This is a genomic window from Cupriavidus ulmosensis (assembly GCF_977008105.1).
Map to the genome: position 1 here is coordinate 1264417 of NZ_CDRMWP010000002.1, position 25128 is coordinate 1289544.

The following is a 25128-nucleotide window of genomic DNA, read 5'->3' on the forward strand; positions in this document are numbered from 1 at the left end:
GGGAGGGCGCGCAGGCGGCTAGTCCTGCGCGGCGCTCCGCAGGACCTCGGCCACGCGCCCGCGCAACACCGGCAGCAGGTCCTGCGCGAACCAGGCGTTGTGCTTGAACCAGCCCTGGTTGCGCGGCGACGGGTGGGGCAGCGGCAGATACGCCGGCCCGTGCGCGGCAAAGCCGGCCACCGTGGCCGTCACGCCCTCGCGCGCCGCCGCGCCGAGAAAATGCCGCTGCGCGTATTGCCCGACCAGCAGCGTCAGTTCGACGCGCGGCAGGCGCGCCAGCAGCGCGTCCATCCACAGCGGCGCGCATTCCTTGCGCGGCGGCAGGTCGCCGCTGGCGCCGCGTCCCGGATAGCACAGGCCCATCGGGATGATGGCGATGCGCGCCGGGTCGTAGAACACCGTCTTGTCCACGCCCATCCATTCGCGCAGCCGGTCGCCGCTCGGGTCGTCCCACGGGATGCCGCTGGCGTGCACGCGCGCGCCGGGCGCCTGCCCGACGATCAGGATGCGCGCGGGGGCAGCGGCCTGGACCACCGGGCGCGGGCCGAGCGGCAGCGCGCCGGCGCAGACGCGGCAGGCGCGGACCTGGGTGAGCAGGGCGGGAAGGTCGGGTTCGGTGGCTGGCACGTCGTGAAATGCGTACGGCATCGGGTCTGGCGGCGAAAGCTGCCGGTCGGCATTGTCGAGAGTCTATTCGCTATCCCGGTCGACGGGCGCGCGCCTGTCGCTCCCGCCGGAGTCGAGCGAAGGCGGCTGATCGGCAGGCTGGAGCCAGATGGATCCTCCACGACACATGCCGAAGATCCGCAATTCAACGAACGATCGATGACGCATCGGATGACTCGGCGATGCCCCATCGGGGGATCTCGTGCTGCCCCATCGAGAGGCAGACGTTCTTGATCTCGCAGAAGGTCTCCAGGCTTGCCGCGCCACCTTCGCGGCCGATGCCGGAATCCTTGATGCCGCCGAAGGGCTGGCGCAGGTCGCGCACGTTCTGGCTGTTGATGAAGACCATGCCTGCCTCGATGCCGCGAGCCAGGCGGTGAGCCTTGCCGATGTCCCGCGTCCAGACGTAGGAGGCCAGGCCGTAGCGGATGTCGTTGGCCATCCGCAGCCCGTCGTCTTCGGCGTCGAACGGAATCAGGCAGGCCACCGGGCCGAAGATCTCTTCCTGGGCGACGCGCATGCGGTTCTCGACGTTGGTGAGGACGGTGGGCTGGACGAAGTTGCCATGCCGCATGCTCGCCGGCAGCCCGGGCGGCACTGCGCCGCCCGCGGCGACGGTGGCCCCCTCTTGCCGTGCCATCTCGACGTAGCCCGTGACCTTTTCCCAGTGCTGTCGCGTGATCATGGCGCCGACATGAGTGGCCGGATCGCGCGGATCCCCCACTACCAGACGTTGTGAGCGCTTGGCGAAGGCGTGGGCGAAACTGTCGTAGATGCTGCGCTGGATGAAGATGCGCGAGCCGGCCGTGCAGCGCTCGCCGTTGATCGAGAAGATGGTGAACAGCGTGGCATCCAGCGCCCGGTCCAGATCCGCATCGGCAAACACCAGCACGGGGGACTTGCCGCCCAGTTCCATGGACAGGCGCTTGATGCCCGCGCGCTCGGCGATGCGGTGTCCCGTGGCCGTGCCGCCCGTGAAGGAGATCACCCGCACATCGGGGTGCCTGACCAGGGCATCGCCGGCCTCGGCGCCATAGCCATGCACGATGTTCAGCACGCCCGCGGGCACGCCCGCTTCCAGGGCCAGTTGGCCCAGCCGGTCGACGGTCATCGGCGACAACTCGGACATCTTCAGCACCGCCGTATTGCCCAAGGCCAGGCACGGCGCGACCTTCCAGGTGGCATTCATCAGCGGCACGTTCCACGGCGAGATCAGGCCGCACACGCCCGCCGGCTGGTACAGCGTGTAATTGAGCATCCGGTCGTCGGCCGGATAGGTGTGGCCGTTGGCGCGGGTGGCAACCTCGGCGAAGAAACTGAAATTCTCGCCGGCCCGGGGTACCAGTTGATGCCTGGTCTGCTGGATCGGCAACCCGGTATCGTCCGTCTCCATCGCGGCGAGCTCCGGCACATGGCGCTCGATCAGCGCGGCGAGGTCGCGCAGGATGCGGGCGCGTTCCCTGGCGGGCCGGCCCGCCCAGGCGGGAAAGGCTGCCTTGGCGGCGGCGACGGCCAGGGCAATCTCCTTCTCGGTGCCGCGGGCAACCTCGGCCAGGACCTTGCCCGTGGCGGGATTCAGATTTTCAATGACGGACGGACTTTCGACTGACCGGCCGTTGATCAGGTGGGAAATCATGGCTTGGCTTCTCGATCGGTGAGCGGGCGGGCGGTGCCGCATGGTGTCTTACGGGAGGCGCGCGCGATGGCCGGCACCGGCGGAGCCGACCGCGACGACGGCTTCGATCTCGATCTTCAGGCCGGGGCGGGCCAGTTGCGCCACGCCGACGGTGGAGCGCGCGGGCGGAGACTCGGGAAAGGTCCGGCGAAAGACGGCATTCATGCCCTGGAAGTCGGCATCCAGGTCGGTCATGAAGACCGTCAGCTTGGCGATGTCCGCCATGCTCGCCCCGGCGGCATCGAGTACCGCGCGGATATTGCGGAATGCCAGCTCGGTTTGCGCGGCAATGCCTTCGGGAATTTCTCGGGATACCGGATCGGACCCGGTATGCCCGGAAACGAACAGCAGGTCGTCGACGCGGATCGCGGGCGAGTAAGGGCGGTGCGGCAGCAGGCCCGTGGCAGGGATGATGACTTCGCGCTTCATGAGGATGCTGTTCTCCGTGCGGCGGATCGAGGGTTTCATTCGACGTAGAGGGGGATGGCGCGCGTAGTGGGTGCCTGTACCGGTTGGGGTTCGCCGGTCGCCAGGGAGGTCACGCGCATGGACTCCTCGAACCAGCAACGCGGCGGCGGCGGGCCCCACAGGCTTTGGCGGCGCGGGTTGTCGAGCTCCCAGCGCTTGGGCGGCTGGTCCCGGTCCACGGTAAGGTAGTCGCCGGTGTACAGCTCGAAGCGGTTGCCATCGGGGTCGCGGACGTAGACGAACAGGGCGTTGGAGATGCCGTGGCGGGCCGGACCGCGCTCGATGTTGTCGGCGTATCCGGCCGCGGCCAGGGCATCGCAGGCGCGAATCACGCCCATCGGTTCCATCAGGGAAAAGCCGGCATGGTGCATGGTCGGCCCCGGCCCGGTCATGACCGCCAGATCGTGCGTCGTGGGCTTGCGATAGAGCCAGGCGCCGTACACGTGGTCGTCGGGCGGAGCCGATTGCGTGTACTCGGAGCAGAAGAAGCCCAGCTCGCGGGTGTACCACTCGTAGCCGGCCTGCGCGTCCGGCATCAGGACGTTCACATGGTCCAGCCGCGTCGGACAACCGTGGCGATGCAGGTGGTATTGCTGCAGCAGCGATTCCACCGGCTGCTTGGTGGCGTAGTACTCGATCGGGAAGCCGAACGGGTCCTGTACCTGCAAGGTGCGCCCCTGGCCGCGCTTTTCCCACGGCTGGAGCCAGCGCATCGGCAACTGCCGGGCCTGGAACTTCCGTGCGAGCTGGTCCAGGTCTTCCTCGCGGGACACCCGAAAGCCAATGGCGCCGACGCCCGGCGTGCCGGACTGCGTCAGCACCATGCTGTGATGCTCGCGATCTTCGATGGCGCGCAGATACACATGCCGTTCGTCGCGCTCGGTCTCGAACAAGCCGATCGCGTCCACGTAGAAATCGCGCGAACGGGAGAGGTCGTCAACGAAGTATTCGATATGCCCGAGGCGAAGGATGTTGAAATTCATGTCGTCCATATTGCGCTCCATGTGGTTCTCCTTGTCCATGCCGCTGCCAGCGGCGATTCGATGTCATCGATTTTCTTGTGGTGGCTTGCGTGGCGCTGTATCCAGAGATACAGCGCCACTCAAGCGGCGAACGGGGCCAGCCGCAGCGGCAACACGCTCTCCAGCCACATCGCCAGGGCGAGCAGTCTTCCTTCCTGGTAGCGTGGAGCGACAAACTGGATGCCCGCGGGCAGATCGTCGCTGGCCGATGTCCAGAGCGGATAGGACATTGCCGGTACCTGCGCGCCGTTGAACGCCGGCGTATAGGGATTCCACGACATCCAGTCCGCCCCGGGCCAGTGCTCCGGCTGGTCCATCCCCGCGCGGAAGGCCCGGATCGGGACAGTGGGCAGCAGCAGCATGTCCACGCGCTCGAACAGCGCCTCCAGTGCGCCGGCGTGCGCATCCCGCTGCCGGCACAGGGCGTGGTACTCCGGCATCGACCCGCATCGGGTGGCGCCGGCAAACGCGACGAGCCCGGGGTCCAGCTTTGCGCGCTGGGCGGGCGGGACGCCCGCGACCGCGGCCGCGCACCCCAGCCGGTATAGTTCTGCGGCGGTCCGGGATGCCGCATGGATGTCGTAGTCCACCTCCTCGATGCAGGCGCCGCCGTCGGCCAGGAGGACGAGCATGCCGTGCATGGCCGCGTGGACGGCCGGTTCGCTTTCTGCCCAGCGTCGCGGCGCGAGCAGGCCGATGCGCAGCTTGCCCGGAGGCGTGCCCGCGGCGGATATCCGCAGCGCCTGGCCCAGGTTCGAGGTCCAGTCCGCCGGGCTGGGGCCGCTGACGACCTGCAGGGTTTCGGCGATGTCGCGCGCGTGCGTGCCGAGCAGGCCGGCATGCACCAGGTGCGAAAACGTACTGGGGAACGGCGCCAGCGGGATGCGGCCATGATTCGGCTTGAACCCGATGATGCCGCAGAAGGCCGCGGGGATACGCACCGACCCGCCGGCATCGCTGCCCAGCGAGATGCGGACCACGCCGGCCGCCACCGCCGCGGCGCAGCCCCCGCTGCTGCCGCCCGGCGTGAGCGCCGTGTTCCACGGATTGCGGGTGATGCCAAAGGCCGGGCTGTCGGTCACGCCTTTCCAGTTGAACTCCGGCGCGCGCGTCTGGCCCAGCAATATTGCCCCCGAGGCCAGCAGCCGCCGCACGAAGACCGTGGTGTCCGGGGCGGGAGTGTCGGCGGTGGTGGCCGATCCCCGGCGGGACGGCCATCCCCGCACGGAAGCGGACTCCTTGACAGTGATGGGCATGCCGTCGAGCGGCCCCAGCGGCGTGTCGTGCCGCCAGCGCCTGGCGGACTGCGCCGCCGCCACCAGGGCCGGCTGCCGATCGATCAGCGCAAAGGCATTCAGGACCGGATCGACCCGCTCGGCATGCTCCAGGGCCGAACGAACGACGTCGACCGGGGTCAGCGCACGGTCGCGGTACAACGCGCGCAGGCGCTGGAAACTGGCTTGGTGGATCATGCCGCCCGGCCCTGAACGGCGGAGGATTCGCATTCGTTCCGCCTGGCGCTGCCAAGGTAGCTGCGCAACAGATCGGGATCGTCGGCCATCGCCTGGCTGCTGCCGGACTTGACGATGCGGCCGAGTTCGATCAGATACGCCAGGTCGGCGTTCCTCAGGGCCAGGCGGGCGTTCTGCTCCACCAGGATGACGGTGAGCCCTTCCTCGCGGCGCAGCGCCACCACCACTTCCATGATCTGCTGGACGATCTTCGGCGCCAGTCCGATGGAGGGTTCGTCCAGCAGCAGTATCTTCGGGCGTGCGATCAGGGCGCGGCCAATGGCGACCATCTGCTGCTCGCCGCCCGACAATGTCCCCGCCAACTGGCCGCGGCGCGCTTGCAGGATCGGGAACAACGTGTAGATGCGCGCGAGCTCGCGCGCAAGATCGGTCCGGCGCCACCGGGTGTAGGCGCCCAGCAGCAGGTTGTCCTCGACGCGCATCGAGCCGAACAACGCGCGTTTTTCCGGGATCAGGCTCATGCCGCGGCGCACGCGCTCGACCACCGGCGCATGCCCGATGGCGGTTCCGTCCAGCGCGATGCTGCCCGAATGGATGGGCAGGCTGCCCATCAGGGCCTTGAGCAAGGTGCTCTTGCCGGCGCCGTTGGCGCCGATCAACGTCACCAGCTTCCCCTGTGGCACGTCGAAGCTGACATCCTCGAGGGCATTGACCCGGCCATAGGCCACGGTGAGATTGCGCACGGCCAGCGTACTCATGCCTCGGCTCCCAGATAGGCGGCGACCACGGCCGGGTCGCGCTGCACCTCGGCGCTGGCGCCTTGCGACAGCAGCTCGCCGTAGTTCAGGACAAAAAGGTAGTCGACGCAGCCCATGACCAGGTTCATGTCATGCTCCACCAGCAGGATGGCCATCCCCTGTTCGTCGCGCAGCCTGCGCATGAGGGCGACGAGCGCGCGCTTCTCCGGCTCGCGCAGGCCGGCCGCCGGTTCGTCCAGCAACAGCACGCGGGGATGCGCCATCAGCGCGCGGGCTACCTCGACCAGGCGCTGGCTGCCCAGGGTCAGCTCGGCCACCGGGCGCCCGGCCTCCGCCGCCAGCCCGACCTGCGCCAGCGCGGTATGAGCCGCCGCGGCCAGGGCGCGCTCCTCGGCCCGGTCCCGGCCCAGCGCCGCCGCCAGCAGGCCGGCGCGGCCGTGGATGTAGCCGCCGAGCATGACGTTCTCCAGGACGCTCAGTTCCGCGACCAGTTGCACGTGCTGGAAGGTCCGGGCCACGCCCTGGCGGACGACCTGCGCCGATGTCCTTGCCAGCGGCTCGCCGCCCAGGGTGATCCGGCCCCGGGTGGCGGGCAGCACGGCCGTCATGACGTTGAACAGGGTGGACTTGCCCGCCCCGTTGGGCCCGATCAGGCCGGTGATGCGCGCGGCGCCGATCTCGATAGACACGCCCTGCAGCGCTCTGAGGCCCCCGAAATGCTTCTCCACCGCCTCCACGCGCAGCGCGCGCGCCGGCAACCTGTCCGCCCCGGCAGGCGAGACCGCATGGTCTTCCATTGCCGGCGCGGCGGCAGAGCGGGGCACGCGCACCCAGGTCATCAGGCCGTTCGGCCAGCGCAGCAGCGCGGCGATGAGAATCGCACCGAACAGCATGCTCTCCATCTGTCCCGGCAGGTCGAGCAGACTGGCGACCAGGTACTGCGCGCCGATTTCCAGGCCGGTGAACGCGATGGCCCCCAGCAGCGCGCCGAGCGGATGGAGCACGCCGCCGAGAACCACCATGATCAGCAGGTTGAACGAGGCGCCGACGGAAAACGAACCGGGACTGAGGAATTGCATGTAGAACGCGTACAAGCCGCCAGCCAGCGCGGTCATGGCGGCGGACAGGACGAATATCCGGATCTTCACCGCGGCCACGTCGACGCCGAACGCGCTCGCCATCGTCGGATTGGACTTGATGGCCGCGGCGGCTCTTCCGATCCGCCCGCGATGGATGCGGCAGAAGGCGAGGAAGGACAATGCCACCACACCCCAGGTGAGCGCCGTCATGGCGCGCGTGCCCAGCACGGCGCCATGCAGGCTGAAGGCGGGGATGTCCGGCAGGCCGGAAGCACCGCCCGTCACCCCGGTCGCGGCACCGAAGCAGACATGGATCGCCATGCCCCAGGCCAATGTGGCCAGCGGCAGGTAATGGCCACGCAGGCGCAGCGTCAGGTGTCCGAGCAGGCAGGCCAGCGCCGCGCAGCCGGCCACGGCGGCAGCCAGGGCCAGCGGCGGCGGCCAGCCGGCGTCCCGGGTGAGAATGGCGGCGGCATAGGCGCCCGTGCCGAGGAACGCGGCATGGCCCAGGGACAACTGCCCGGCCGCCAGCAGGAACGACAGGCCAAGGCAGACGATCGCGTGGATGCCGGCCAGCGCAAGCAGCCCCGCGTAGTAGGTCGGCAATACCGCAATCATGGTCGCCAGGACCAGCGTGGAGCCGACAAGAATCGATTTGGTGGAATGCATGCGCTTTCGAGCCAGGGAGTTGTCAGGGGCGCGTCATTCGTCGTGCGCGGCGGCGCCGCGGTTGCGCCACAGCAGGATCGGAATGACGAGGGCAAAGACGAGTGCGTCGCGATATGCGCTGCTCAGAAACGACGCGAAGGATTCGAGCGCGCCCACGAGGAACACCCCCGCCACCGAGAGCGGATAGTTGATCAGCCCGCCCATGGCGGCGCCGACGAAGCCCTTGAGGCCAACGACAAAGCCCATTTCATAGTGCGCAGTCACCAGCGGGGCCAGCAACATGCCGCTGAGGCCGGACAGCGCGGCCGCCAGGAAGTAGCTGAGCCGGCCCGCGAACACGACCGGAATGCCGCAATACTCGGCGCCCTCGCGGTTGATGGAGGCCGCGCGCAATGCCTTGCCCGCCAGCGTGTGGCGGAAGAACAGATACAGCGCCAGCGCCGCGGCCAGCGAGATGGCGACGATGAACAGTGACTGGGCGCCCACGCCGATGCCGGCGAATGCGAGGCTCGCATCGCTGAGCGCGGGCACCGGCCGTGGGTCGGGGCCCCACAGCAGCAGCGCCAGCGGATGCAGGATCATCGCCACCCCCACGCCGATGATGACCAGCACCACCGTGGAACTATCCGGCTTTGGCTCCACGGTGAGGCGATAGACGATCGGTCCCAGCGCCGCCACCAGTGCCACGGAAGCCAGCATGCGCAGTCCGGCAAAGGGCAGCCGCAGCGACAGCATGCATAGCACCGCCAGCGCGAGGAAGGCCCCGAGATAGCCCGCCAGCGGGCGCAGCAGGCTGCGCTGGCCGTGGCGCGCGCGGCGCAGATCGAGCAGCAGGCAGACGGCGCCGCCGGCGGCCACCACATAGGCGACCGGCGCCAGCGTGCTTTCCAGGAAGCTCGCGTAGGTCAATGCGCCGAAGGTGATGTACTCGCCTTGCGCGATGTTGACCACGCGCGTGGTGGTGTAGACCAGCACCAGGCTCAGTCCGAGCAGGGAGTAGACGGCGCCGTTGGTCAGGCCATCCACGAGCAGAAACAGCGAGGTGAGCGCGTCCATGGTCATTTCAGCAGTTCGAACTTGCCGTTCCTGACGATGGCGAGGAAGGTGCTGCGCCCGTCCAGGCCGAGGTGGTCCTGCGGGCTGTAGTTGTAGATGCCGGTGACGCCGACATATTCCCGCGTCTGCTCGATCGCATCGCGCAACGCGAGCCTGGCCTGGGCCAGGCCGGAGGCCTTGCCGGCGGCAACGACCTGGCGATAGGCGGCGACCGGAATGTTCACGGTGTCGTAGGCCTGCGCGGCGAACAGGTCGGCCTTGCCCGCGCCGTACTTGCCCTCATACAGGCCGACGAAGCGCTCGACCACCGGCTTGATCGGGTGGCTGGCCGGCAGCTGCCGGTAGACGGTGAGCGCGGCCGTGCCGACCACGGCGCCCTCGATCGCCTTCTTGCCCACGGCGATGAGCGCCGCGGTGGACGAGCCGGCACCGTGCAGGATCTCGCCCCCGAAGCCGACCCGGCGCAGGCTTTCGTGCGCCAGCGCGGACGAAGGCGGGATGGCGTGGACGTACACGGCATCCGGTTTCTGCCGCACTACGCGCATCGCCTGCGGCGTGAAATTGGTGTCGCCCCGCGCGAAGCGTTCCGCCGAGACGATCTTCATGCCTTTCTCGCCGGCGATGCGCTGGAATTCGACCCAGCCGCCCTCGCCATAAGAATCCTCCAGGCCCATGAAGGCGACCGTGCGATAGCCCTTGCTGCGCAGGTAGTCGACGGTGCGGACGATCATCAGGCGATCGGTCAACGGGGTCTTGAAGGTAAAGCGGTGCTGATCGGCCGGTTCGATCACCGCGGCCGCCGAGGCCAGCGACAGATTCGGCGTCTTCTCCTCCTCGACCACCTTGTTGACCGCCAGCGATGCGGGCGTCGTCGTGCAGCAGATGACGAGATGAACGCGATCCTCCTGGATCAATTTGCGCGCGGCATTGACCGCGCGCGCCGGGTCGGAGCCGTCGTCGTACTTGACGAACGTGACGCGGAAAGGGAGTTCGGCGTCCTGGCCCAGCCGCTCCTGCATCAGATTGATGGTTGCCACGGCGCCGGCGGCGATGGCCGATGCCCCGCCGGTCATGGAACTCACCACGCCGATGCGCAGTTCCGGGCGCGTATCGGCGCTTGCCGCGTGGGCCAGCGCCAGGCCGGCGAGACTGAGCGCCGCGGCGGACCGCTTGATTCCCAACATGTCTTGTCCCCCTCGAAGATCCCGGCTCGCGCCGGCCGCGTTGCCACTCGGAGGCAAGCGCCGGATTGCGTGCTGGTGGAGAGGGCAGTCTCTCAGCGGGCGGCGCGTCACGCTGTATCTGGCGATACAAGAGGGGGGAAGCAGCCCTAGGGGTTTCCCCCGAAGGGGTGCCGTGCGCCCGCGCCGGCGTGTTTGCCTGGCGCTAGTGGGAGGGCTGAACGAGAGACTTCAGCAAGAGCACGCGCCGGCCGCTGAAGGCAATGACGCCGTCACGCCGGAAGCGGTTGAGGACGCGGGTCACGGTAACGCGGGACAGGTCGGTGAGATGGCCGATCTGCTCATGCGTGAGGTCGACGGCCACCGCGCGCCCCGGGGATTCGGGATGCTGGTGTGTTACCCGGAACTGCTCGAGGAACTGGACGATGCGTTGTTCGGGCGGATCGAACACGGTCTGCCGCAGCCGTTCGATGGCCTGGCGCTGTTTGATGCTGAGCAGGTACAGCATGGCCATGGCGAAGGTCGGATCACTCGCGACCATCGCCGGCATTCGCCGGATGTCGAACCGCAGCAGTCGCGAAGGCTCCATGGTGCGCGCGGACGCGCAGCGCGGGCGCTGCAGGAAGGCCGCGGCTTCGCCGATGACGCTGCCCGGCCCCATGATGTTGAGGATGGATTCCTGCCCGTCCTCGCTGAGCATGTGAACGTGGAGGCGGCCCTCCACCACCACGTAGAACGCCTGGTCGATCTGCCCCTGGCTGAACAGGCAGACCCCGCTCTCCAGACTGAGAGATTCGCCCAGGTGCGTCAGCGAACGCAGATAGGCAGCCTGCTCGCCTTGCGGGAGCCAGGTTTCCATCGCCAGGAACTGCGACAAGCCTTCAGCGGTGCCTTTGCTCATGGGGCCTTCCGTGGACATGTCCGACTACATGGCGGAAATTGTACGGCCACCATTGGGGACCGGCGCTGTCTTAAGGGTAATCCCTGGCCCCAACTCGCCGCCGGCCGCGGCAGCCCCGGAGCGCGCCCGCATCAGAACCGGTGCCGCATCCCCAGCCCGAAGCTGTCGCCGTGCGACTGGTCGGTCAGCTTGTCGTAGAAGTAGGCCACGTACACGTCGGTGCGCTTGGACAGGTTGTAGTCGTAGGCGAGGCCCGCGGTATTGCGCCGGAAGTCCGCCGCGTCGTTCCTGGTCTTGTCGTAGGCATACGAGACCAGCACGCTGCCCGCGCCGACCGGGATGGACGCGCCGATCTGGCCGTTGGTGTGCTTGATGTCGCCGGTGGCGTTGTTCACGCTGCTCTTGATGTACTGGCCCTGCGCGAACAGCTTGACCACCTTGAAGTCGTAGCTCACGCCGACCTGCACCGCGTTCTGCTTGTCGAAGCCGGCCAGCGTGGCGGGCGAGGTGACGTCGCCCGGCACGTTGCTGAACTTGACCTGCTGGAACGCCACGGTGGCGCCGAAGCCGCCGTTGAAGTAGAGCACGTTGCCGCCCCACTTGTTCTGGCCGTTGCTGCCCGGCTGCTCGCCGAAGGCGTAGATCGCGTTGGCGGTGAGGCCGCCGATGGTGGGCGTGGAGTACACCAGCGAGTTGCTCCAGCCCGAGTCACCGATGATGCCCGGGTCGAACACGCGGCCGTTGCTGGCGGTGAAGTAGGTGTGGAAGATCGACGGCGAGAAGGTGTAGGAGTCGATCAGCGGGTTGAACAGGATCGTCGAGATGAAGTACGGCGTGGTGTTGCGCCCGAGCCGGACCGCGCCCAGCTTGTCGCTCTGCAGGCCGACGAAGGCGTTGCGCGTAAACAGCGGGTCGCCGTCGAAGCGGCCCTGCTTGCCGGCGTCGGGGCGGAAGAAGCCGTTGAGGTCGAAGATCGCCTTGAGGCCGCTGCCGAGGTCCTCGGTGCCGCGCACGCCCCAGTACGAGGTCTGCATGCCGCCGCTGTCGACGCCGTAGGCGCGCTGGCCGCCGCCGGCCTTGCTGGCGCCGGCGAAGGCGTCGACCATGCCGTAGAGCGTGACGCTGGACTGCGCCATCGCGCTGCCGCACAGCAAGGCTGCGGCCATGATCGCCGGTTTGACCACCGGCTTGAACTTGTAATGCATGAAGACCTCCCTGGTTGATCCCGTTCTTGTCATTGCTGTGGTTGCTGGCTCTTGTGGTATGGCATCGCTGCATCCGGGCGCCGGCCCGGCGCGGGCGCGACAGGGCCCGCGGGGCGTGTGCGGGACACGTCCCCGTTGCATCTGGCGTCTTGCGGTTCGCTGGAAATGGCCGGGCCCAGGGCGGGCCCGCCGCTAGGCTGGCGGCCGCCGCGGGCCGGCCTGCGCGCGTCGTGGATGTTGCATCGGTTGGCGATGGATGGCTGCGATGGATGCAGTTTGCGGCAATTCGACCGCACGCAACCAGCACTTATTTCTTCTCATGGCGCGCGCAAAATGTGTGCGCTGGCGGAGCCGGCGCCATCGTCGCCCGGCGCTGTCGGCGCCATCGCCTCACGCGGCTTGCGCCAGCGGCTGGTACAGCCCCGCCAGCGCGGCCTTCAGGTGCTCGGAAAAGGCCGCCGCCGCCGGCGGCAGGATGCGGCCCTTGCGCGCGCCCAGCACCAGCCGGCCGGCGCACAGCTCGGGGTCCGACAGCGGGATGGCGGTCAGCGTGCCCTGGCGCGTCTCGCGCAGCGTGCCGGCCTGGAACTGGAAGCTGATGGCGCCGGTCTGGCGCGAGAAGCTCTTGAGCATCTCCACCGTGGTGGCCTCCAGCATGACCCGCAGCGACAGCCGGTTGCGCGCGCAGATGGCCTCGATCAACTGCCGGCTGCCGAAGCTCTCGGGCCCGAGCGCGACCGGGTAGGGCTGGCAGTCGGACAGGCGCAGCGAGCGCCGCTCCGCCAGCGGATGGTCGGGCCGCATCATGGCGCAGAACGGCTGCGCGGAGACCGACAGCTCGTGCAGGAACGGCGTGGGCGGCGGGTCGTGCGCGAGCAGCAGGTCCGCCTCGTCCTCGCGCAGCGCGGCCAGCAGCTCGCCGGAGTTGCCCACCGAGACGCGGAACTGCACGCCGCGGTGGGTGGCCTGGTAGCGGCCGATGACCTCGGGCAGGAAATCGGTGGCGACCGATTCCACCGTGGCCACGCGCACGGTGCCGCGCACCAGCCCGCGCAGCTGCTCCATCTGCGCGGCGGCGGCGTCCAGGTCGGCCAGGCTGCGCCGCACGGTGGCGATCAGCACCTCGCCGGCGGCGGTCAGGCGCACGCCGCGCGGCAGGCGCTCGAACAGCGCGGTGCCGACCTGCTGCTCCACCTCCAGGATCTTGCGGTTCAGCGCGGTGGACGCCACGTGCAGCTGTTCGGCGGCCTTGCGGATGGAGCCGTGGCGGGCCACGGCGTCCAGGTAGAGGTACAGGCGAGGCGGGTGGAGCATGGCGTGGGCGCTCGGGCGCTAGTGAGAACGATAAGTTCTCGCTAGCAAGGATCGTGCGCGCGCCAGGCCCGGAACGAGGGCGCGCTCAGGGCACCACCGACAGGAACAGGTAGGCCGCCAGCAGCACCAGGTGCACCACGCCCTGCAGCATGGTGGTCCGCCCCGAGTGCAGCGTCAGCGTGCTGACCAGCAGCGTGAACGCCAGCAGCACGGTCTCGGTCGGCCCCAGGCCCAGCACGAGCGGCTTGCCGACCACGATGAAGACCGCCGCCACAGTGGGAATGGTCAGGCCGATGCTGGCCAGCGCCGAGCCCAGCGCCAGGTTCATGCTGGTCTGCAGCCGGTCGGCGCGCGCGGCGCGCAGCGCGGCCAGGCCTTCGGGCAGCAGCACCAGCGCGGCGATCACGATGCCCACCACCGCGGGCGGCGCGCCGGCGCTGGCCACCGCGGCTTCCACCGTCGGCGAGAGCAGCTTGGCCAGCCCGACCACCGCCACCAGGCACACCAGCAGCATGCCGCCGCTGGCCAGCGCGACGCGCGTGGGCGGCGGCGGCGCGTGCACGCTTTCGTCGGAGTTGCCGGGCACCAGGAAGTAGTCGCGGTGGCGCACCGTCTGCACGAACACGAAGCTGCCGTACAGCACCAGCGAGGCGATGCCGGCGAAGGCCAGCTGCGACTGCGACAGCATCGGCCCGGGCACCGCGCTGGTGTAGTTCGGCAGCACCATCGTCAGTCCCGCCAGCGCGGCCAGCACCGCCAGCGCGGCGGTGGCGCCGGGCGCCTGGAAGGCCTGCTCGCGGTGGCGCAGGCCGCCCACCAGCAGGCACAGCCCGACGATGCCGTTGCATACCAGCATGGCCGCGGCGAACACCGTGTCGCGCGCGAGTCCGGCCTTTTCCGGGCCGGCCGAGAGCATCACCGAGACGATCAGCGCCACCTCGATCACCGTCACGGCGATGGCCAGCACCAGCGTGCCGAACGGCTCGCCCACCTTGTGCGCCACCACCTCGGCGTGATGTACGGCGGCGAACACGGAACCCGCCAGCGCCACGCCGGCCAGCGCCAGCAGCAGCGCCTGGCCGGGCAGCGCCAGGCCCGCCGCCAGGATGGCCCAGGCCGCCAGCGGCAGCCACAGCGTCCAGGCCGGCAGTTTCGTCGAAGTCAAAGTCATCCGTTCTCCCTTTTTTCGTTGGATCTTGCGATGGTGGCGCGGTTTTGTGCCGTATCGGGCCCGCCGGGCATGCCGCTGGCCGTTTCCTCCTTTGCGTCCTATTGTGGTTCAGCCTGGGCACGCAAGCCGCGCGCCAGGCGTGCATCGCGGAGATAAGGCAGGCCCGCGGGTAATTCGGTTCCCGATAATTCGCATGAATTGACAGAAATTGGTGGTGAATTTGCTGGAATTGCCGTTGCTTCAGCGAATTTCCGCCAGATGGCGCCGTCCCGGGTGAAGCCGGCGGCACCGGAGCGCGCCGGCGCCGCATGCGGCGCACGCGCGTGGCAAGCGGTCCGGGCGGGACGCGGTTCCGTCACATCATCGGCTCGGCGCAGGCCCTGCCGCAACCTTTTCGCTTTTCCTCGTGGGAGCACAGTCATGCAAAAGTATGGATCGGCCAGATGGCAGGGCGGCATCAAGGACGGGCAGGGCACCATCTCGGCCCAGAGCGGGGTGCTGAAGGACGCGCCCTACGGCTTCAAGGCGCGTTTCGAAGGCGGCCCCGGCACCAACCCCGAGGAATTGATCGGCGCGGCGCACGCGGGCTGCTTCTCGATGGCGCTGTCGCTGATCCTTGGCGAGGCGAAGCTGGTGCCGGAGAAGATCGAGACCAAGGCCACCGTCACGCTGGACAAGGACGACAGCGGCTTCACCATCACCGCGGTGCAGCTCGACGTGGCGGTGCGCGTGCCGGGCGCCGACAAGGCCGCCGTGGAGCGTTGCCTGCAGGCGGCCAAGGCGGGCTGCCCGGTGTCGAAGGTGCTCAAGGCCGAAATCAGCATGCACGCCACGGTGGAGACCTGAGCCCGCCGCGCCAACAGTCCGGGCACGCCCGGACTGGCTTCCTATAATGAAAACTGCCTGCCGCGCGCCGCACTCCGGCGCGCGGCGTAGCGTGCGTTCGCCGGACGGAACGCGTCTCCTATATCCAGACCCATTAAAGATAAGGCAGACATCATGCATAGCAGTGAAGCAGTCCTGACCCAGGCCCGGGCGGCCATCGCCCACGTGCCGTTCCACAGCCATCCCATCCATCCCACCATCCACCTGCGCCTGAGCGACGGCGCGCTGATCCTCGAAGGCGACGTCCCGGACATCGTCGACAAATCCCGCGTGGCCGCGATGGTGCGCCGCGTCGACGGCGTGCCCGAGGTGATAGACCATCTGCGCATTGCGGCCGAGGGCACGCCGGTGGGCGACGCGGAGCTGCGCAATGCGATCTGCGTGCGGCTGCTGCAGGCCATCGATTTCCGCAACTGCCGCATCTGCGCCCATGCCAAGGGCCGCGTGGAGCCCGTGCGCGAGGCCGTGGGCGAATCCAGCGGCGAGATCGCCATCGAAGTCACCGACGGCGTGGTCACGCTGCGCGGCCACGTGATCAGCCTGTCGCACATGCGCCTGGCCGGGGTGCTGGCGTGGTGGTCGCGCGGCTGCCGCTGCGTCGTCAACGAACTGGTGGTGGCCCCGGCCGAGACCGACCGCGACGACGAAGTCACCGAGGCGCTGCGCCTGGTGCTGGAAACCGATCCGTTCGTCGACGCCGACCGCATCCACGTGCAGACCCGCAACCGCGTCGTCACGCTCGAAGGCTATGCCACCAGCGAGACCGCCCGGCGCCAGGCCGAGCGCGACGCCTGGTACGTCCACGGCGTGGAGGACGTGGTCAACCGCATCGTCCTGAGCAACTGAAGTCCCCCGCGGCGGGCGCGGCGCGCTACGCCCCGCCCGTGGCGCGCGCCATGTCCTCCACGCGCCAGTAGCGCCGCTGCGCCCGCAGCGCGAAGCGCGCGCGGTAGTTCGACATGGACATCCCCGTGGCCCGCTGGAACAGCCGGCGGAACGCCGCCGCGTCGCTGTAGCCGCACGCCTCGGCCACCGCCTGCGCGCCGTGCAGCGTCACTTCCAGCAAGGTCTTGGCGCGCTCCACGCGCAGCGTGTGCAGGTAGTCGAGCGGGCTCATGCCGCTGACCTGGCGGAAGTGCCGCAGCAAGGTGCGCTCGCTGACCGCGGCGGCCTCGGCCACCTGCGCGAGCCGGTAGGGCGCGTCCACGTTGGCCTGCAGCCAGCGCATGGCGCGGTAGACCGGGCTGTCGGCGGTGCGGCTCAGCCAGCGCTGCGAGACCAGCTCCGGCGTCAGCTGCTGGCGCCCGGCCTGGTACAGCAGCAGCCGCGAGCAGGCCTGCGCGAGGTCGGGGTCGTGCAGGTGGCCCAGCACGCGCAGCATGAACTCGGTCTGGAGCGCCGGCGCCACGCAGCCGAACACGCGCTGGTGCACGCTCATGGGCTCGCTCGCGGAGAAATCGCAACGCGGATAGCGCCTGGCCATCCAGCTCTGGAACGGCCACGGCGCGCCCATGCGCGCGCCGTCGAGCAGGCCGAGCTCGGCCGGGAAGGCGATGCCGCATTCGCCGGCCGCGATCCAGCCGCCCGCCTGCGCGTGCCGCTCCAGCAGGCGCAGCGCCGGGCCGGCGCCGCTCACGATCTCCTCCAGGTGCGGCGCATTGCGCGCGTGCACGCCCGGCACCACCACCAGCGCGTTGCCGTCCTCGCCGCCGCGGCGGCGGCGCGACGGCTCCAGCCCGAGCGCGGGCAGCGACAGCGCGCGGCCGCCGGGGCCGATCACGCTCCAGCTCAGGCCGGGGTCGGCGTCGGGGCGCTGCAGGCGGGCCACGCCGGCCGCGGTGCGCAGCACGTCCAGCGCGCCGAACAGCATGCCCGGCATGGCATCGGGCAGCCACAGCAGGCGCACGCGCAGCGGCACGGCGCGCGGTGGCGGCGCGGCGGCGGGTGGAAGGGCGGTCGGGTCGGCGCAGGCGGTCATGGCGAGATCGGCATTCCAAATGGCGGGATCGATCCTACCCCGAGGCGCGCGCCCGGGCTAGCATCGTCGCTCGGCCGGCACCACGCCGCCGCCACGACAACAATGCCAACAGGAGACTTCATGCAGCCATCCCTGCGCCGACTTACCCATGCCGCCGCCGTGCTCGCCCTGGCGCTCGGCGCCGCCGGCAGCGCCCGCGCGGCCGACCAGCAACTGCTCGATGGCGCGCGCGCGGCCCAGCCCGCGGTGATCCAGTCGCTCAAGGACATGGTGTCGATCGAGTCGGGCAGCGCCAATGCTGCGGGCCTGGCGCGGATGGCCAGCTTCACCGAGGGCCGCCTCAAGGCGCTCGGCGCCACCACCGAGCGCATCGCCGTCACGCGCGGGCCCGGCACCATCGTCAAGGGCACCTTCACCGGCAACGGGCGCCGCCGCATCATGCTGATCGCGCACATGGACACCGTCTACGGCCCCGACACGCTGGCCACCCAGCCGATCCGGCAGGACGGCAACCGCCTGTACGGCCCCGGCATCGCCGACGACAAGGGCGGCATCGCCGTGATCCTGCATTCGCTGGCGCTGCTCAAGGCCGCCGGCTGGCAGGACTACGCCCGGCTCACGGTGCTGTTCAACCCGGACGAGGAAGTGGGCTCGCCGGGCTCGGGCGACACCATCGCCACGCTGGCCGAGCAGCATGACGTGGTGCTGTCCTGCGAGCCGTCAGCGGGCTCGGTGGTCATGAAGGGCCAGCCGCTGCTGCTGGCCTCGGCCGGCGTGGCCACCGCCACGCTCGACGTGAAGGGCCGCGCCGCGCATGCGGGCGCCGCGCCCGAACTGGGCCGCAACGCGCTCTATGAACTGTCCTACCAGATGCTGCAGACGCGCGACGTGGCCAGGGACGTGCCCGGCGCCGCGCTGATCTGGACCCGCGCCAGCGCCAGCGGCCCGCTCAACCAGGTCACGGAGCAAGCCGAGGCGGTGGGCGACGTGCGGCTGACCCGGCCCGGCGCGCTGGAAAAGCTGCAGGCCGCGCTGCAGAGCAAGCTGGCCACCGGCAAGCTGATCCCCGACACGGAAACCACGCTGACGCTGACCCCGGGACATCCGCCCTACGTGGCGGACCAGCGCGGCCGCGCGCTGGCGGCGCGCGCGCAGGCCATCTACCAGGAGATCGACCGCGAGCTGACGATGGTGCCGCAGACCGGCGGCGGCACCGACGCGGGCTACGCCGCGCGCTCGGGCAAGCCCACGGTGCTGGAGAGCTTCGGGCTGGCGGGCTTCGGCTACCACGCGCGCGACGAATACATCGAGATCGACTCGATCGTGCCGCGGCTTTACCTGATGTCGCGCATCCTGCAGGAGATCGGCCGCGACTGAGAGCCGCGCGCGATTGCGGCGCGGCGTGTTTCAGGCGGGCTTGCGGGCGGTGCCGAAAGCCTGCTCGCAGCACGCCAGCCACGCGCGCGCGGCGCGCGACAGGTAGCCCTCGCGCCAGACCAGGCCAAGCTCCCACACCAGCCCCGCGGCCAGCGGGCGGATCGCCACGCGCGCAGGGTCGAGCTGGCCGGCGACCGGCGCGGGCAGGATCGCCACGCCCACGCCGGCCGCCACCAGCTCGCCGATGAAGTCCCACTGGCGGCTCTGCCCGGCGATCTGCGGCGTGAAGCCGGCCGCCTCGCAGGCGTCGAGCAGCATGCGGTAGAGCACGAAGTCGTCCTCGTACATCACGAACGGCCGGCCGGCCAGATCCGTCAGCTTCACCGCGCCGGCCTTGCGCGGCGCGTCGCCGGCGGGGAACACCACGACCAGCGCGTGGCTGGTCACGGCCAGGCTGGCCAGCCCCGCCACCGCCGCCGGCAGCACGGTCACGCCGAGGTCCAGCTCGCCGGCGGCGACGCCTTCCTCCAGCGCGCGGCCGCCTTGCTCGCGCAGCCGCAGCTTGACGCCCGGGTACAGGCGCCGGTACGCGCCGATCACCGGCGCCATGTAGCGCCCGGCCATCGGCGGAATGCCGACCCGCAGCTCGCCGCGCGCCATGCCGTCCACCTCGGCCACTTCCTGGCGCAGGCGGGCCACCTCGGCCAGCACGGCCTGGCCGCGCGCGAACACCACCTCGCCGGCGTCGGTCAGCTGCACGGTGCGGCCTTCGCGCAGCAGCAGCGGGCCGCCCAGTTCTTCCTCCAGGCTCTTGACCATCTTGCTGATGGTGGGCTGGGTCACGTGCAGGGTCTCGGCCGCGCGGGTGAAGCCACCCTGGCGGACCACCTCGACGAAATAGCGCAGGGCGCGAATGTCCATTGGGCTGCCTGAAAGATTGCCAACTCCGATCGCCGTCGGATCGTGGTCGGATCGCCGCGCCGGATTGGTATTCCAGATTGGCATCGATTCGATAATTTATATTCATTTTATATATCGAAGTGCGCTTCGTACACTAGCTTCCGTCGCCATCCCCGGTTTTTCCCCGATCCATGCACAGCGCAGTTCCCTCCACGCCGGACGCCGGCCACCCGGCGCCGTCCATTCCCTCCCCGCGGCCCGCCGGCCGGCTGCGCAACGGCGCCGTGGCCGGCGCGCAGGTGGCCGCGCTGTCCGCCCTGTGGCTGCTGGCGGACTGGCTGCGCGTGCGCCTGGGCATTCCGCTGCCGACCGGCCTGCTGGGCCTGATGGCGCTGGCGGCGCTGCTGTTCAGCGGCGCCGTGCGCGGCGGCTGGGTGCGGCGCGGCGCCGACTGGCTGCTGGGCGAGATGCTGCTGTTCTTCATTCCCGCCGTCTTGGCCGTGGTGCAGTACCCGGACCTGGTCCGGCACCAGGGCCTGCGCATCTGCGCGGTGATCGGCGCCAGCACGGTGGCGGTGATGCTGGTCACGGCGCTGGTGGTGGAGCAGGTCTACCGGCTGGAGCTGCGCCTGGCGCGCCGCGCGCGCGGGCGCAAGCATCTCCGGCAGCGGCACCTGGGCAAGGAGCAGCATCGTCATGCGTGACACCGTGCTGGCGGCGCTGAGCTTCGCGGCCACCGTCGCCTTCTACTATCTCAACAAGCGCGTCTACGCGCGCCGCGCGCGGCTGTGGCTGATGCCGCTGCTGGCCACGCCGGTGGTGCTGATCGCGCTGGTGCTGGCCGCGCGCATTCCCTATCGCGACTACATCGCCGACACGCGCTGGCTGATGTGGCTGCTGGGGCCGGCCACCATCGCTTTCGCGCTGCCCATCTACGACCATCGCGCGCTGGTGCGCCAGCACTGGCTGTCGATCTCGCTCGGCGTGCTGGCCGCGGTGACGACGTCCGTGTTCAGCTCGGTCTGGCTGGCGCGCGGCTTCGGCTTGTCGGAGGCGCTGCAAAAGGGGCTGGCGGTGCGTTCCGTGACCACGCCGTTCGCGGTGGACGCGGTGCGCGCGCTGGGCGGCCCGCCCGATCTGGCCGCGGTGTTCGTGGTCATCACCGGGCTGCTGGGCATGGCCATCGGCGAGACCGTGCTCGCGTGCCTGCCGTCGGTGCGCAGCCGGCTCGCGCAGGGCGCCATCTTCGGCGCGGCGGCGCACGGCGCCGGCACCGCCAAGGCGCGCCAGCTCGGCGAAGTGCAGGGCGTGGTGGCCTCGCTGGTGATGATGATCGCGGGGCTGGTCAGCGTGCTGGCCGCGCCGCTGATCCGCGGCCTGTTCTTCTGACCTTCCGGCCTTTCGATCTTTCGACGCGGGGGGCGGCCCCGCGCCGCCCGTGCCGCGGTACGATGTGCGCTGTTTTTTCAACCCACGCCCGCCGCCACGCATGGACTACGCGCACATCCTCGAACGCATCCACCGCGACATCCAGCCCCTGCTCGGCCAGGGCAAGGTGGCGGACTATATTCCCGAACTCGGCAAGGTCCGCGGCGACCGCTTCGGCATGGCGCTGGTGTTCGCCGACGGCCGCAGCCACTGCGTGGGCGACGCCGCGGTGCCGTTCTCGATCCAGAGCATCTCCAAGCTGTTCGCCTGCACGCTGGCGTTCCAGCTGCTGGGCGAAGACCTGTGGCAGCGCGTCGGGCGCGAGCCTTCGGGCAACGCCTTCAACTCGCTGGTGCAGCTCGAATACGAGCAGGGCCTGCCGCGCAACCCGTTCATCAACGCCGGCGCGCTGGTGGTGACGGATGTCCTGTGCAGCCGCTTTGTCCTGGCCGAGACCGCGCTGGTGCAGTTCATGCGCCGCCTCAGCGGCAATCCCGCCATCGACTACGACACCCGCGTGGCGCAGTCCGAGTCCGAGCACGCGGAGCGCAACCGCGCGATGGCCTATTTCATGAAGAGCTTCGGCCGCCTGGAGATGCCCGTCGACAAGGTCATCGAGGCCTATTGCCGCCAGTGCGCCATCACCATGAGCTGCCAGGACCTGGCCCGCGCCGCGCTGTTCCTCGCGCACGGCGGCGTGGTGCCGTGGAGCGGCGAGCGCATCCTCGGCGCCAGCCCGGCCAAGCGGCTGTCCGCGCTCATGCTGACCTGCGGCACCTACGATGCGGCCGGGGATTTCGTCTACCGCGTCGGCCTGCCGGCCAAGAGCGGCGTGGGCGGCGGCATCGTCGCCGTGCTGCCGCACCGCTGGGCGGTGTGCGTGTGGTCGCCGGGGCTGGACCACAGCGGCAATTCGCTGGCCGGCGTGCAGGCGCTGGAATGGCTGACCACGCTCAGCGGGCACTCCATCTTCTGAGCATCTGCGTGCCGGCACGGCGCCGGCACGGTGTCGCCGGCGCAACAGCCGGCCCGACGCGGGCGGCGTTCGCGGCCAGCTTTGATAGGATAGTGACTAGGTTCCGGCACCCGCGCGCGCGGGCGCGGGTGACGCGCAAGCGCCATCGTTCGCCATCGTTCGCCAGCGGCGGCACCGGGACCGCCCCATAAGAACGGAGACAGTCATGCCCTATGAGATTGCCTGGAAGAAGCGTGTGTTCGAAACGCACGAGGTGCAGGTGCTGGTGCGCGCCAAGACGCCCAGCGCGTGGGACTACACGGTGCGCGTGTGCCGGCCCGGCACCAATATCCGGGCCGCGAGCACCCTGGTGGAGTCCGCCAAGCCCTCGGAGCAGTACTCGACGCCCGAGGCGGCCGAGGCCGCGGGCTTCGTGCATGGCAAGGAGATGGCGGCGCGCCTGCCGTAGCCGCCGGCGCGGCCTGGCCGGCGGCGGTTCAGGCCTGCGCGCGCCGGTACACCGCCAGCACGCCGGCCAGGCCGATCAGCGTCGCGCCGGAGACGCGGTTGAGCCAGCGCATGCCGCTGTCGCGGAACGCGTGCATCACGCGCGCGCCGAGGATGGCGTAGACCAGCATGGCCAGCAGGTTCAGCAGCGCCAGGATGGCCATGATGAGCGCGTATTGCGGCAGCAGCGGCGCGCCGGTGTCGATGAACTGCGGCAGGAAGGCGGACATGAACAGCAGCGCCTTCGGGTTGGTCGCGGCCACCAGGAAACAGCGCATGAACAGCTCGCGCGCGGGCGCGCTTTCCCGCGGGTGGCCGGCTTGCCGCGCGGCCCCGGCGGGCAGGTGGCCGACCCTGGCGCGCAGCAGCTTCCAGCCCACGTAGGCCAGGTACGCGGCGCCGATCCACTTGAGCGCGCGGAAGGCGACCTCCGACGCGGCGATCACCGCGCCCAGCCCGGCCGCGGCGGTGGCGATCAGCAGCATGTCGGCGCATACCGCGCCGGCCATGCCCCAGCAGGCCGCGCGCACGCCGAAGCGGGAGCCGTTGCTGAGCGCCAGCAGCACGGTCGGGCCGGGCGTGGCGATGGTGACGGCCGAGGCCAGCACGAACAGCAGCAGCGTGGAATGGGTCATGGCGGGTTCCTGATGAGATGCGGGGCGGAAGGCATGCCCGCCATTCTAGCGTCCGCGCGCGCGGTGGCCACTTTGGCTGTCATGGCCGCTTGCGCGGCTACTTCTGCGCCATCCAGCGCGCCGTGGCCTGCACCACCTGCGGCTCGATGCCGTTGAAGCCGTGGTAGGCCAGCGCCTCGCACGGATCCCCCTCGTTGCTGCCGCCGTCGAAGCGGATCAGGCCGGCCCTGGGCGCCTTCGCCAGCTTGTCCATCAGGCCCTGCACCTCGCCGAACGGGCACAGCTTGCAGCCGTCCTGCACGTGGTGCACCACCAGCACCGGCACCTTGAGCTTGTCGAGGTCCATCGCGGGCACGGCGCGGCCGCGCTCCTCGCGCAGGATGGTGGAGGTCAGCACGATGCCGTCGGGGCCGCCGCCGTCGGCCAGCCGGATGGCGATGGCGGCCACCGACTGGGTGCCGCGGCTGGTGCCGACCAGCCACACGGGCACCTTGGCGCGGCTGCGCATCCAGGCGATCACGGCCTGGGCGTCCTGCGCGTGCTCGGCGGTCTGGCGGAAGCCGTTGAGGAAGGGCGGCGCGAGGCGGTCGCTGGGCGCGTCGACCACCGCCACGGCCAGGCCGTTGTCGACGAACAGTTGCCGCGCGCGCACCAGGAAGTTGTTGGCGCCCCAGCCGAAGCTGCCGCCGGGCGCGATGCGCAGCCCGCCGTGGCCGCCCGCGTAGAGGATCACGGCGGCGGTCGGCTGCGCCGGCGCGAGGTAGATGAAGCGCTGCGTGACGCCGGGCCGGGTCGGGAGGTCGATCACTTCCGGCGCGCCTTGCGCGCGCGCAGGCGCGGCCAGCCACGCCTGGGCAAGCAGCACGGCGAGCAGCAGGGCCATCATCCATGCCGCGCCGGGCAGGCGGGCGAATCCGGAAGCGGGGCGGTTCGGCATGGTTGTCTCCATTGGTGGCGGGCGCCGGTTTCTTGTCGGGGTGCCGGGCGGCCGGCCCAAGATAGCATTGCCGCGCCCGCCCATCAAACGCGGCCCGCCCGCGTCAGGCCGCCGCGCGGATCCGGTACACGCAGCGGCGCGCGTTGCTCAGCAGATGTTCTTCGCGGTCGACGGTGGCGCCGGCGCCGGCGACCTCGCGGAAGATCTCCAGCTCGGCGCGGCAAAAGCCCTGGCAGGCCTGCGCCGCCGCGCAGATCGGGCAATGGTCTTCGATCAGCAGCCAGTCTTCGCCGTCGCGCTCGAGCCGCGCCATGTAGCCTTCGGCGCTGCGCAGCCCGGCCAGCGTCTCCAGCCGCCGGCCGATCTCCGCCTGCCCCGCCACTGCGGCGAGGTATTGCGCGCGGGTGTCGGCTTCGCGCCTGGCGATCAGTTGTTCCATGCCGGCTTCGCCGAACAGTTGCCGCACCGAGCCAATCAACTGGATGGTCAGTTGCGCGTGGGTGTCGGGAAAGCGGCCGTGGCCGCTGGCGGTGAGCACCCAGTCCTGGCGGGGCCGCCCGGCGCCGGCCGGGGTTTGCTGGCGGCCTTCGATCAGTCCCGCCGCCAGCAGCTTGTGCACCTGCTGGCGCGCGGCCTCGGCGGTGCCGCCGAGGGCCTGGGCGATCTGCGTGGTGGAAGCCGGGCCGCGCGTCTTGAGCAGGAACAGGATGCGATCACCCGGAGACCCGGCAGGGTTATCCAAGTTTTCTATTGCGTAATGCATGGTGGCGCCCTAATATCCAAAAACTTTCTTGGATATTAGGGCAGCCCGCGCGCGTTGTCGAGCGCGGCGCTTTGCTTCCGCCCTGTCCGGCATCCGCCGCATCCGCCACAGTCGTCAAGAGTCAAA

At 70.0% G+C, this 25128-nt stretch carries 25 protein-coding genes; 7 read left to right on the forward strand and 18 right to left on the reverse strand.

The window, feature by feature from the left end:
• Positions 1-18: 18 nt before the first annotated feature.
• From ACWTPI_RS25290 to ACWTPI_RS25350, 13 genes are all read right to left on the reverse strand, one after another.
• A complete protein-coding gene (locus ACWTPI_RS25290; protein WP_454733082.1) occupies positions 19-648 on the reverse strand; it encodes a uracil-DNA glycosylase family protein in 630 nt (209 codons plus the stop codon).
• 163 nt (positions 649-811) lie between these two features.
• Entirely contained in the window at positions 812-2302 is a 1491-nt protein-coding gene (gene hpaE, locus ACWTPI_RS25295) for a 5-carboxymethyl-2-hydroxymuconate semialdehyde dehydrogenase (RefSeq protein WP_454733083.1), read from the reverse strand.
• 48 nt (positions 2303-2350) lie between these two features.
• Positions 2351-2770: a RidA family protein gene (locus ACWTPI_RS25300; protein WP_043367136.1), complete on the reverse strand. Its 420-nt coding sequence runs from the start codon at positions 2768-2770 to the stop codon at positions 2351-2353.
• Positions 2771-2805: 35 nt separating this feature from the next.
• Complete coding sequence (gene hpaD / locus ACWTPI_RS25305; protein WP_231586596.1) at positions 2806-3813, reverse strand: 3,4-dihydroxyphenylacetate 2,3-dioxygenase; 1008 nt, start codon at positions 3811-3813, stop codon at positions 2806-2808.
• A gap of 98 nt (positions 3814-3911) precedes the next feature.
• Positions 3912-5303, reverse strand: a complete 1392-nt coding sequence (locus tag ACWTPI_RS25310; protein WP_454733084.1) for an amidase family protein — start codon at positions 5301-5303, stop codon at positions 3912-3914.
• The gene (locus tag ACWTPI_RS25315) at positions 5300-6061 is read right to left on the reverse strand and encodes an ABC transporter ATP-binding protein (RefSeq protein ID WP_454733085.1); all 762 of its coding nucleotides are present in this window, start codon (positions 6059-6061) and stop codon (positions 5300-5302) included. Before ACWTPI_RS25315 ends, ACWTPI_RS25310 begins: the two co-directional genes overlap by 4 nt.
• Entirely contained in the window at positions 6058-7809 is a 1752-nt protein-coding gene (locus ACWTPI_RS25320) for a branched-chain amino acid ABC transporter ATP-binding protein/permease (RefSeq protein WP_454733086.1), read from the reverse strand. The genes ACWTPI_RS25315 and ACWTPI_RS25320 overlap by 4 nt, the downstream gene beginning before the upstream one ends.
• A gap of 33 nt (positions 7810-7842) precedes the next feature.
• The gene (locus ACWTPI_RS25325) at positions 7843-8865 is read right to left on the reverse strand and encodes a branched-chain amino acid ABC transporter permease (protein ID WP_454733087.1); all 1023 of its coding nucleotides are present in this window, start codon (positions 8863-8865) and stop codon (positions 7843-7845) included.
• 2 nt (positions 8866-8867) lie between these two features.
• Positions 8868-10160, reverse strand: coding sequence for an ABC transporter substrate-binding protein (locus tag ACWTPI_RS25330; RefSeq protein ID WP_454733088.1), 1293 nt, complete (start codon positions 10158-10160; stop codon positions 8868-8870).
• Between the two features lie 91 nt (positions 10161-10251).
• On the reverse strand, positions 10252-10947 hold the full coding sequence (locus ACWTPI_RS25335) for a Crp/Fnr family transcriptional regulator (protein WP_020205497.1): 696 nt from the start codon (positions 10945-10947) through the stop codon (positions 10252-10254).
• Positions 10948-11078: 131 nt separating this feature from the next.
• A complete protein-coding gene (locus ACWTPI_RS25340) occupies positions 11079-12152 on the reverse strand; it encodes a porin (protein WP_020205498.1) in 1074 nt (357 codons plus the stop codon).
• 390 nt (positions 12153-12542) lie between these two features.
• A complete protein-coding gene (locus ACWTPI_RS25345; protein WP_043367138.1) occupies positions 12543-13466 on the reverse strand; it encodes a LysR family transcriptional regulator in 924 nt (307 codons plus the stop codon).
• Between the two features lie 85 nt (positions 13467-13551).
• Positions 13552-14637: a calcium:proton antiporter gene (locus tag ACWTPI_RS25350; RefSeq protein WP_029044145.1), complete on the reverse strand. Its 1086-nt coding sequence runs from the start codon at positions 14635-14637 to the stop codon at positions 13552-13554.
• Between the two features lie 420 nt (positions 14638-15057).
• On the opposite strand from ACWTPI_RS25350, the gene ACWTPI_RS25355 reads away from it, so the two are divergent.
• Together ACWTPI_RS25355 and ACWTPI_RS25360 are read left to right on the forward strand one after the other, a co-directional pair.
• Entirely contained in the window at positions 15058-15483 is a 426-nt protein-coding gene (locus ACWTPI_RS25355; RefSeq protein ID WP_020205501.1) for an OsmC family protein, read from the forward strand.
• 153 nt (positions 15484-15636) lie between these two features.
• Positions 15637-16368 carry a BON domain-containing protein gene (locus ACWTPI_RS25360; protein WP_020205502.1) on the forward strand — a complete coding sequence of 244 codons (732 nt, stop codon included), beginning with the start codon at positions 15637-15639 and terminating at the stop codon, positions 16366-16368.
• A gap of 25 nt (positions 16369-16393) precedes the next feature.
• On the opposite strand, the gene ACWTPI_RS25365 is transcribed toward ACWTPI_RS25360, so the two are convergent.
• Positions 16394-17500: a GlxA family transcriptional regulator gene (locus ACWTPI_RS25365; RefSeq protein WP_020205503.1), complete on the reverse strand. Its 1107-nt coding sequence runs from the start codon at positions 17498-17500 to the stop codon at positions 16394-16396.
• Between the two features lie 120 nt (positions 17501-17620).
• On the opposite strand from ACWTPI_RS25365, the gene ACWTPI_RS25370 reads away from it, so the two are divergent.
• Positions 17621-18877 carry a glutamate carboxypeptidase gene (locus ACWTPI_RS25370; RefSeq protein WP_454733089.1) on the forward strand — a complete coding sequence of 419 codons (1257 nt, stop codon included), beginning with the start codon at positions 17621-17623 and terminating at the stop codon, positions 18875-18877.
• 30 nt (positions 18878-18907) lie between these two features.
• On the opposite strand, the gene ACWTPI_RS25375 is transcribed toward ACWTPI_RS25370, so the two are convergent.
• Entirely contained in the window at positions 18908-19798 is an 891-nt protein-coding gene (locus tag ACWTPI_RS25375) for a LysR substrate-binding domain-containing protein (RefSeq protein WP_454733090.1), read from the reverse strand.
• Positions 19799-19968: 170 nt separating this feature from the next.
• Between ACWTPI_RS25375 and ACWTPI_RS25380 the strand changes: the two genes are divergently transcribed.
• The 4 genes from ACWTPI_RS25380 (at position 19969) to ACWTPI_RS25395 (ending at position 22629) form a co-directional block, all read left to right on the forward strand.
• Positions 19969-20481: a CidA/LrgA family protein gene (locus ACWTPI_RS25380; RefSeq protein ID WP_454733091.1), complete on the forward strand. Its 513-nt coding sequence runs from the start codon at positions 19969-19971 to the stop codon at positions 20479-20481.
• Positions 20474-21166 (forward strand): LrgB family protein, encoded by a 693-nt coding sequence (locus tag ACWTPI_RS25385; RefSeq protein WP_020205507.1) that lies wholly within the window; start codon positions 20474-20476, stop codon positions 21164-21166. Before ACWTPI_RS25380 ends, ACWTPI_RS25385 begins: the two co-directional genes overlap by 8 nt.
• Positions 21167-21266: 100 nt before the next feature.
• Complete coding sequence (locus tag ACWTPI_RS25390; RefSeq protein ID WP_454733092.1) at positions 21267-22181, forward strand: glutaminase; 915 nt, start codon at positions 21267-21269, stop codon at positions 22179-22181.
• A gap of 205 nt (positions 22182-22386) precedes the next feature.
• A complete protein-coding gene (locus ACWTPI_RS25395) occupies positions 22387-22629 on the forward strand; it encodes a hypothetical protein (protein WP_020205509.1) in 243 nt (80 codons plus the stop codon).
• 28 nt (positions 22630-22657) lie between these two features.
• On the opposite strand, the gene ACWTPI_RS25400 is transcribed toward ACWTPI_RS25395, so the two are convergent.
• The 3 genes from ACWTPI_RS25400 to ACWTPI_RS25410 all read right to left on the reverse strand — a co-directional run bounded on the left by ACWTPI_RS25400 (position 22658) and on the right by ACWTPI_RS25410 (position 25002).
• Entirely contained in the window at positions 22658-23302 is a 645-nt protein-coding gene (locus tag ACWTPI_RS25400; protein WP_059414102.1) for a LysE family translocator, read from the reverse strand.
• A gap of 97 nt (positions 23303-23399) precedes the next feature.
• The gene (locus tag ACWTPI_RS25405; RefSeq protein ID WP_454733093.1) at positions 23400-24239 is read right to left on the reverse strand and encodes an alpha/beta hydrolase; all 840 of its coding nucleotides are present in this window, start codon (positions 24237-24239) and stop codon (positions 23400-23402) included.
• Between the two features lie 103 nt (positions 24240-24342).
• Positions 24343-25002 carry a helix-turn-helix transcriptional regulator gene (locus ACWTPI_RS25410; RefSeq protein WP_059414104.1) on the reverse strand — a complete coding sequence of 220 codons (660 nt, stop codon included), beginning with the start codon at positions 25000-25002 and terminating at the stop codon, positions 24343-24345.
• Positions 25003-25128 lie beyond the last annotated feature (126 nt).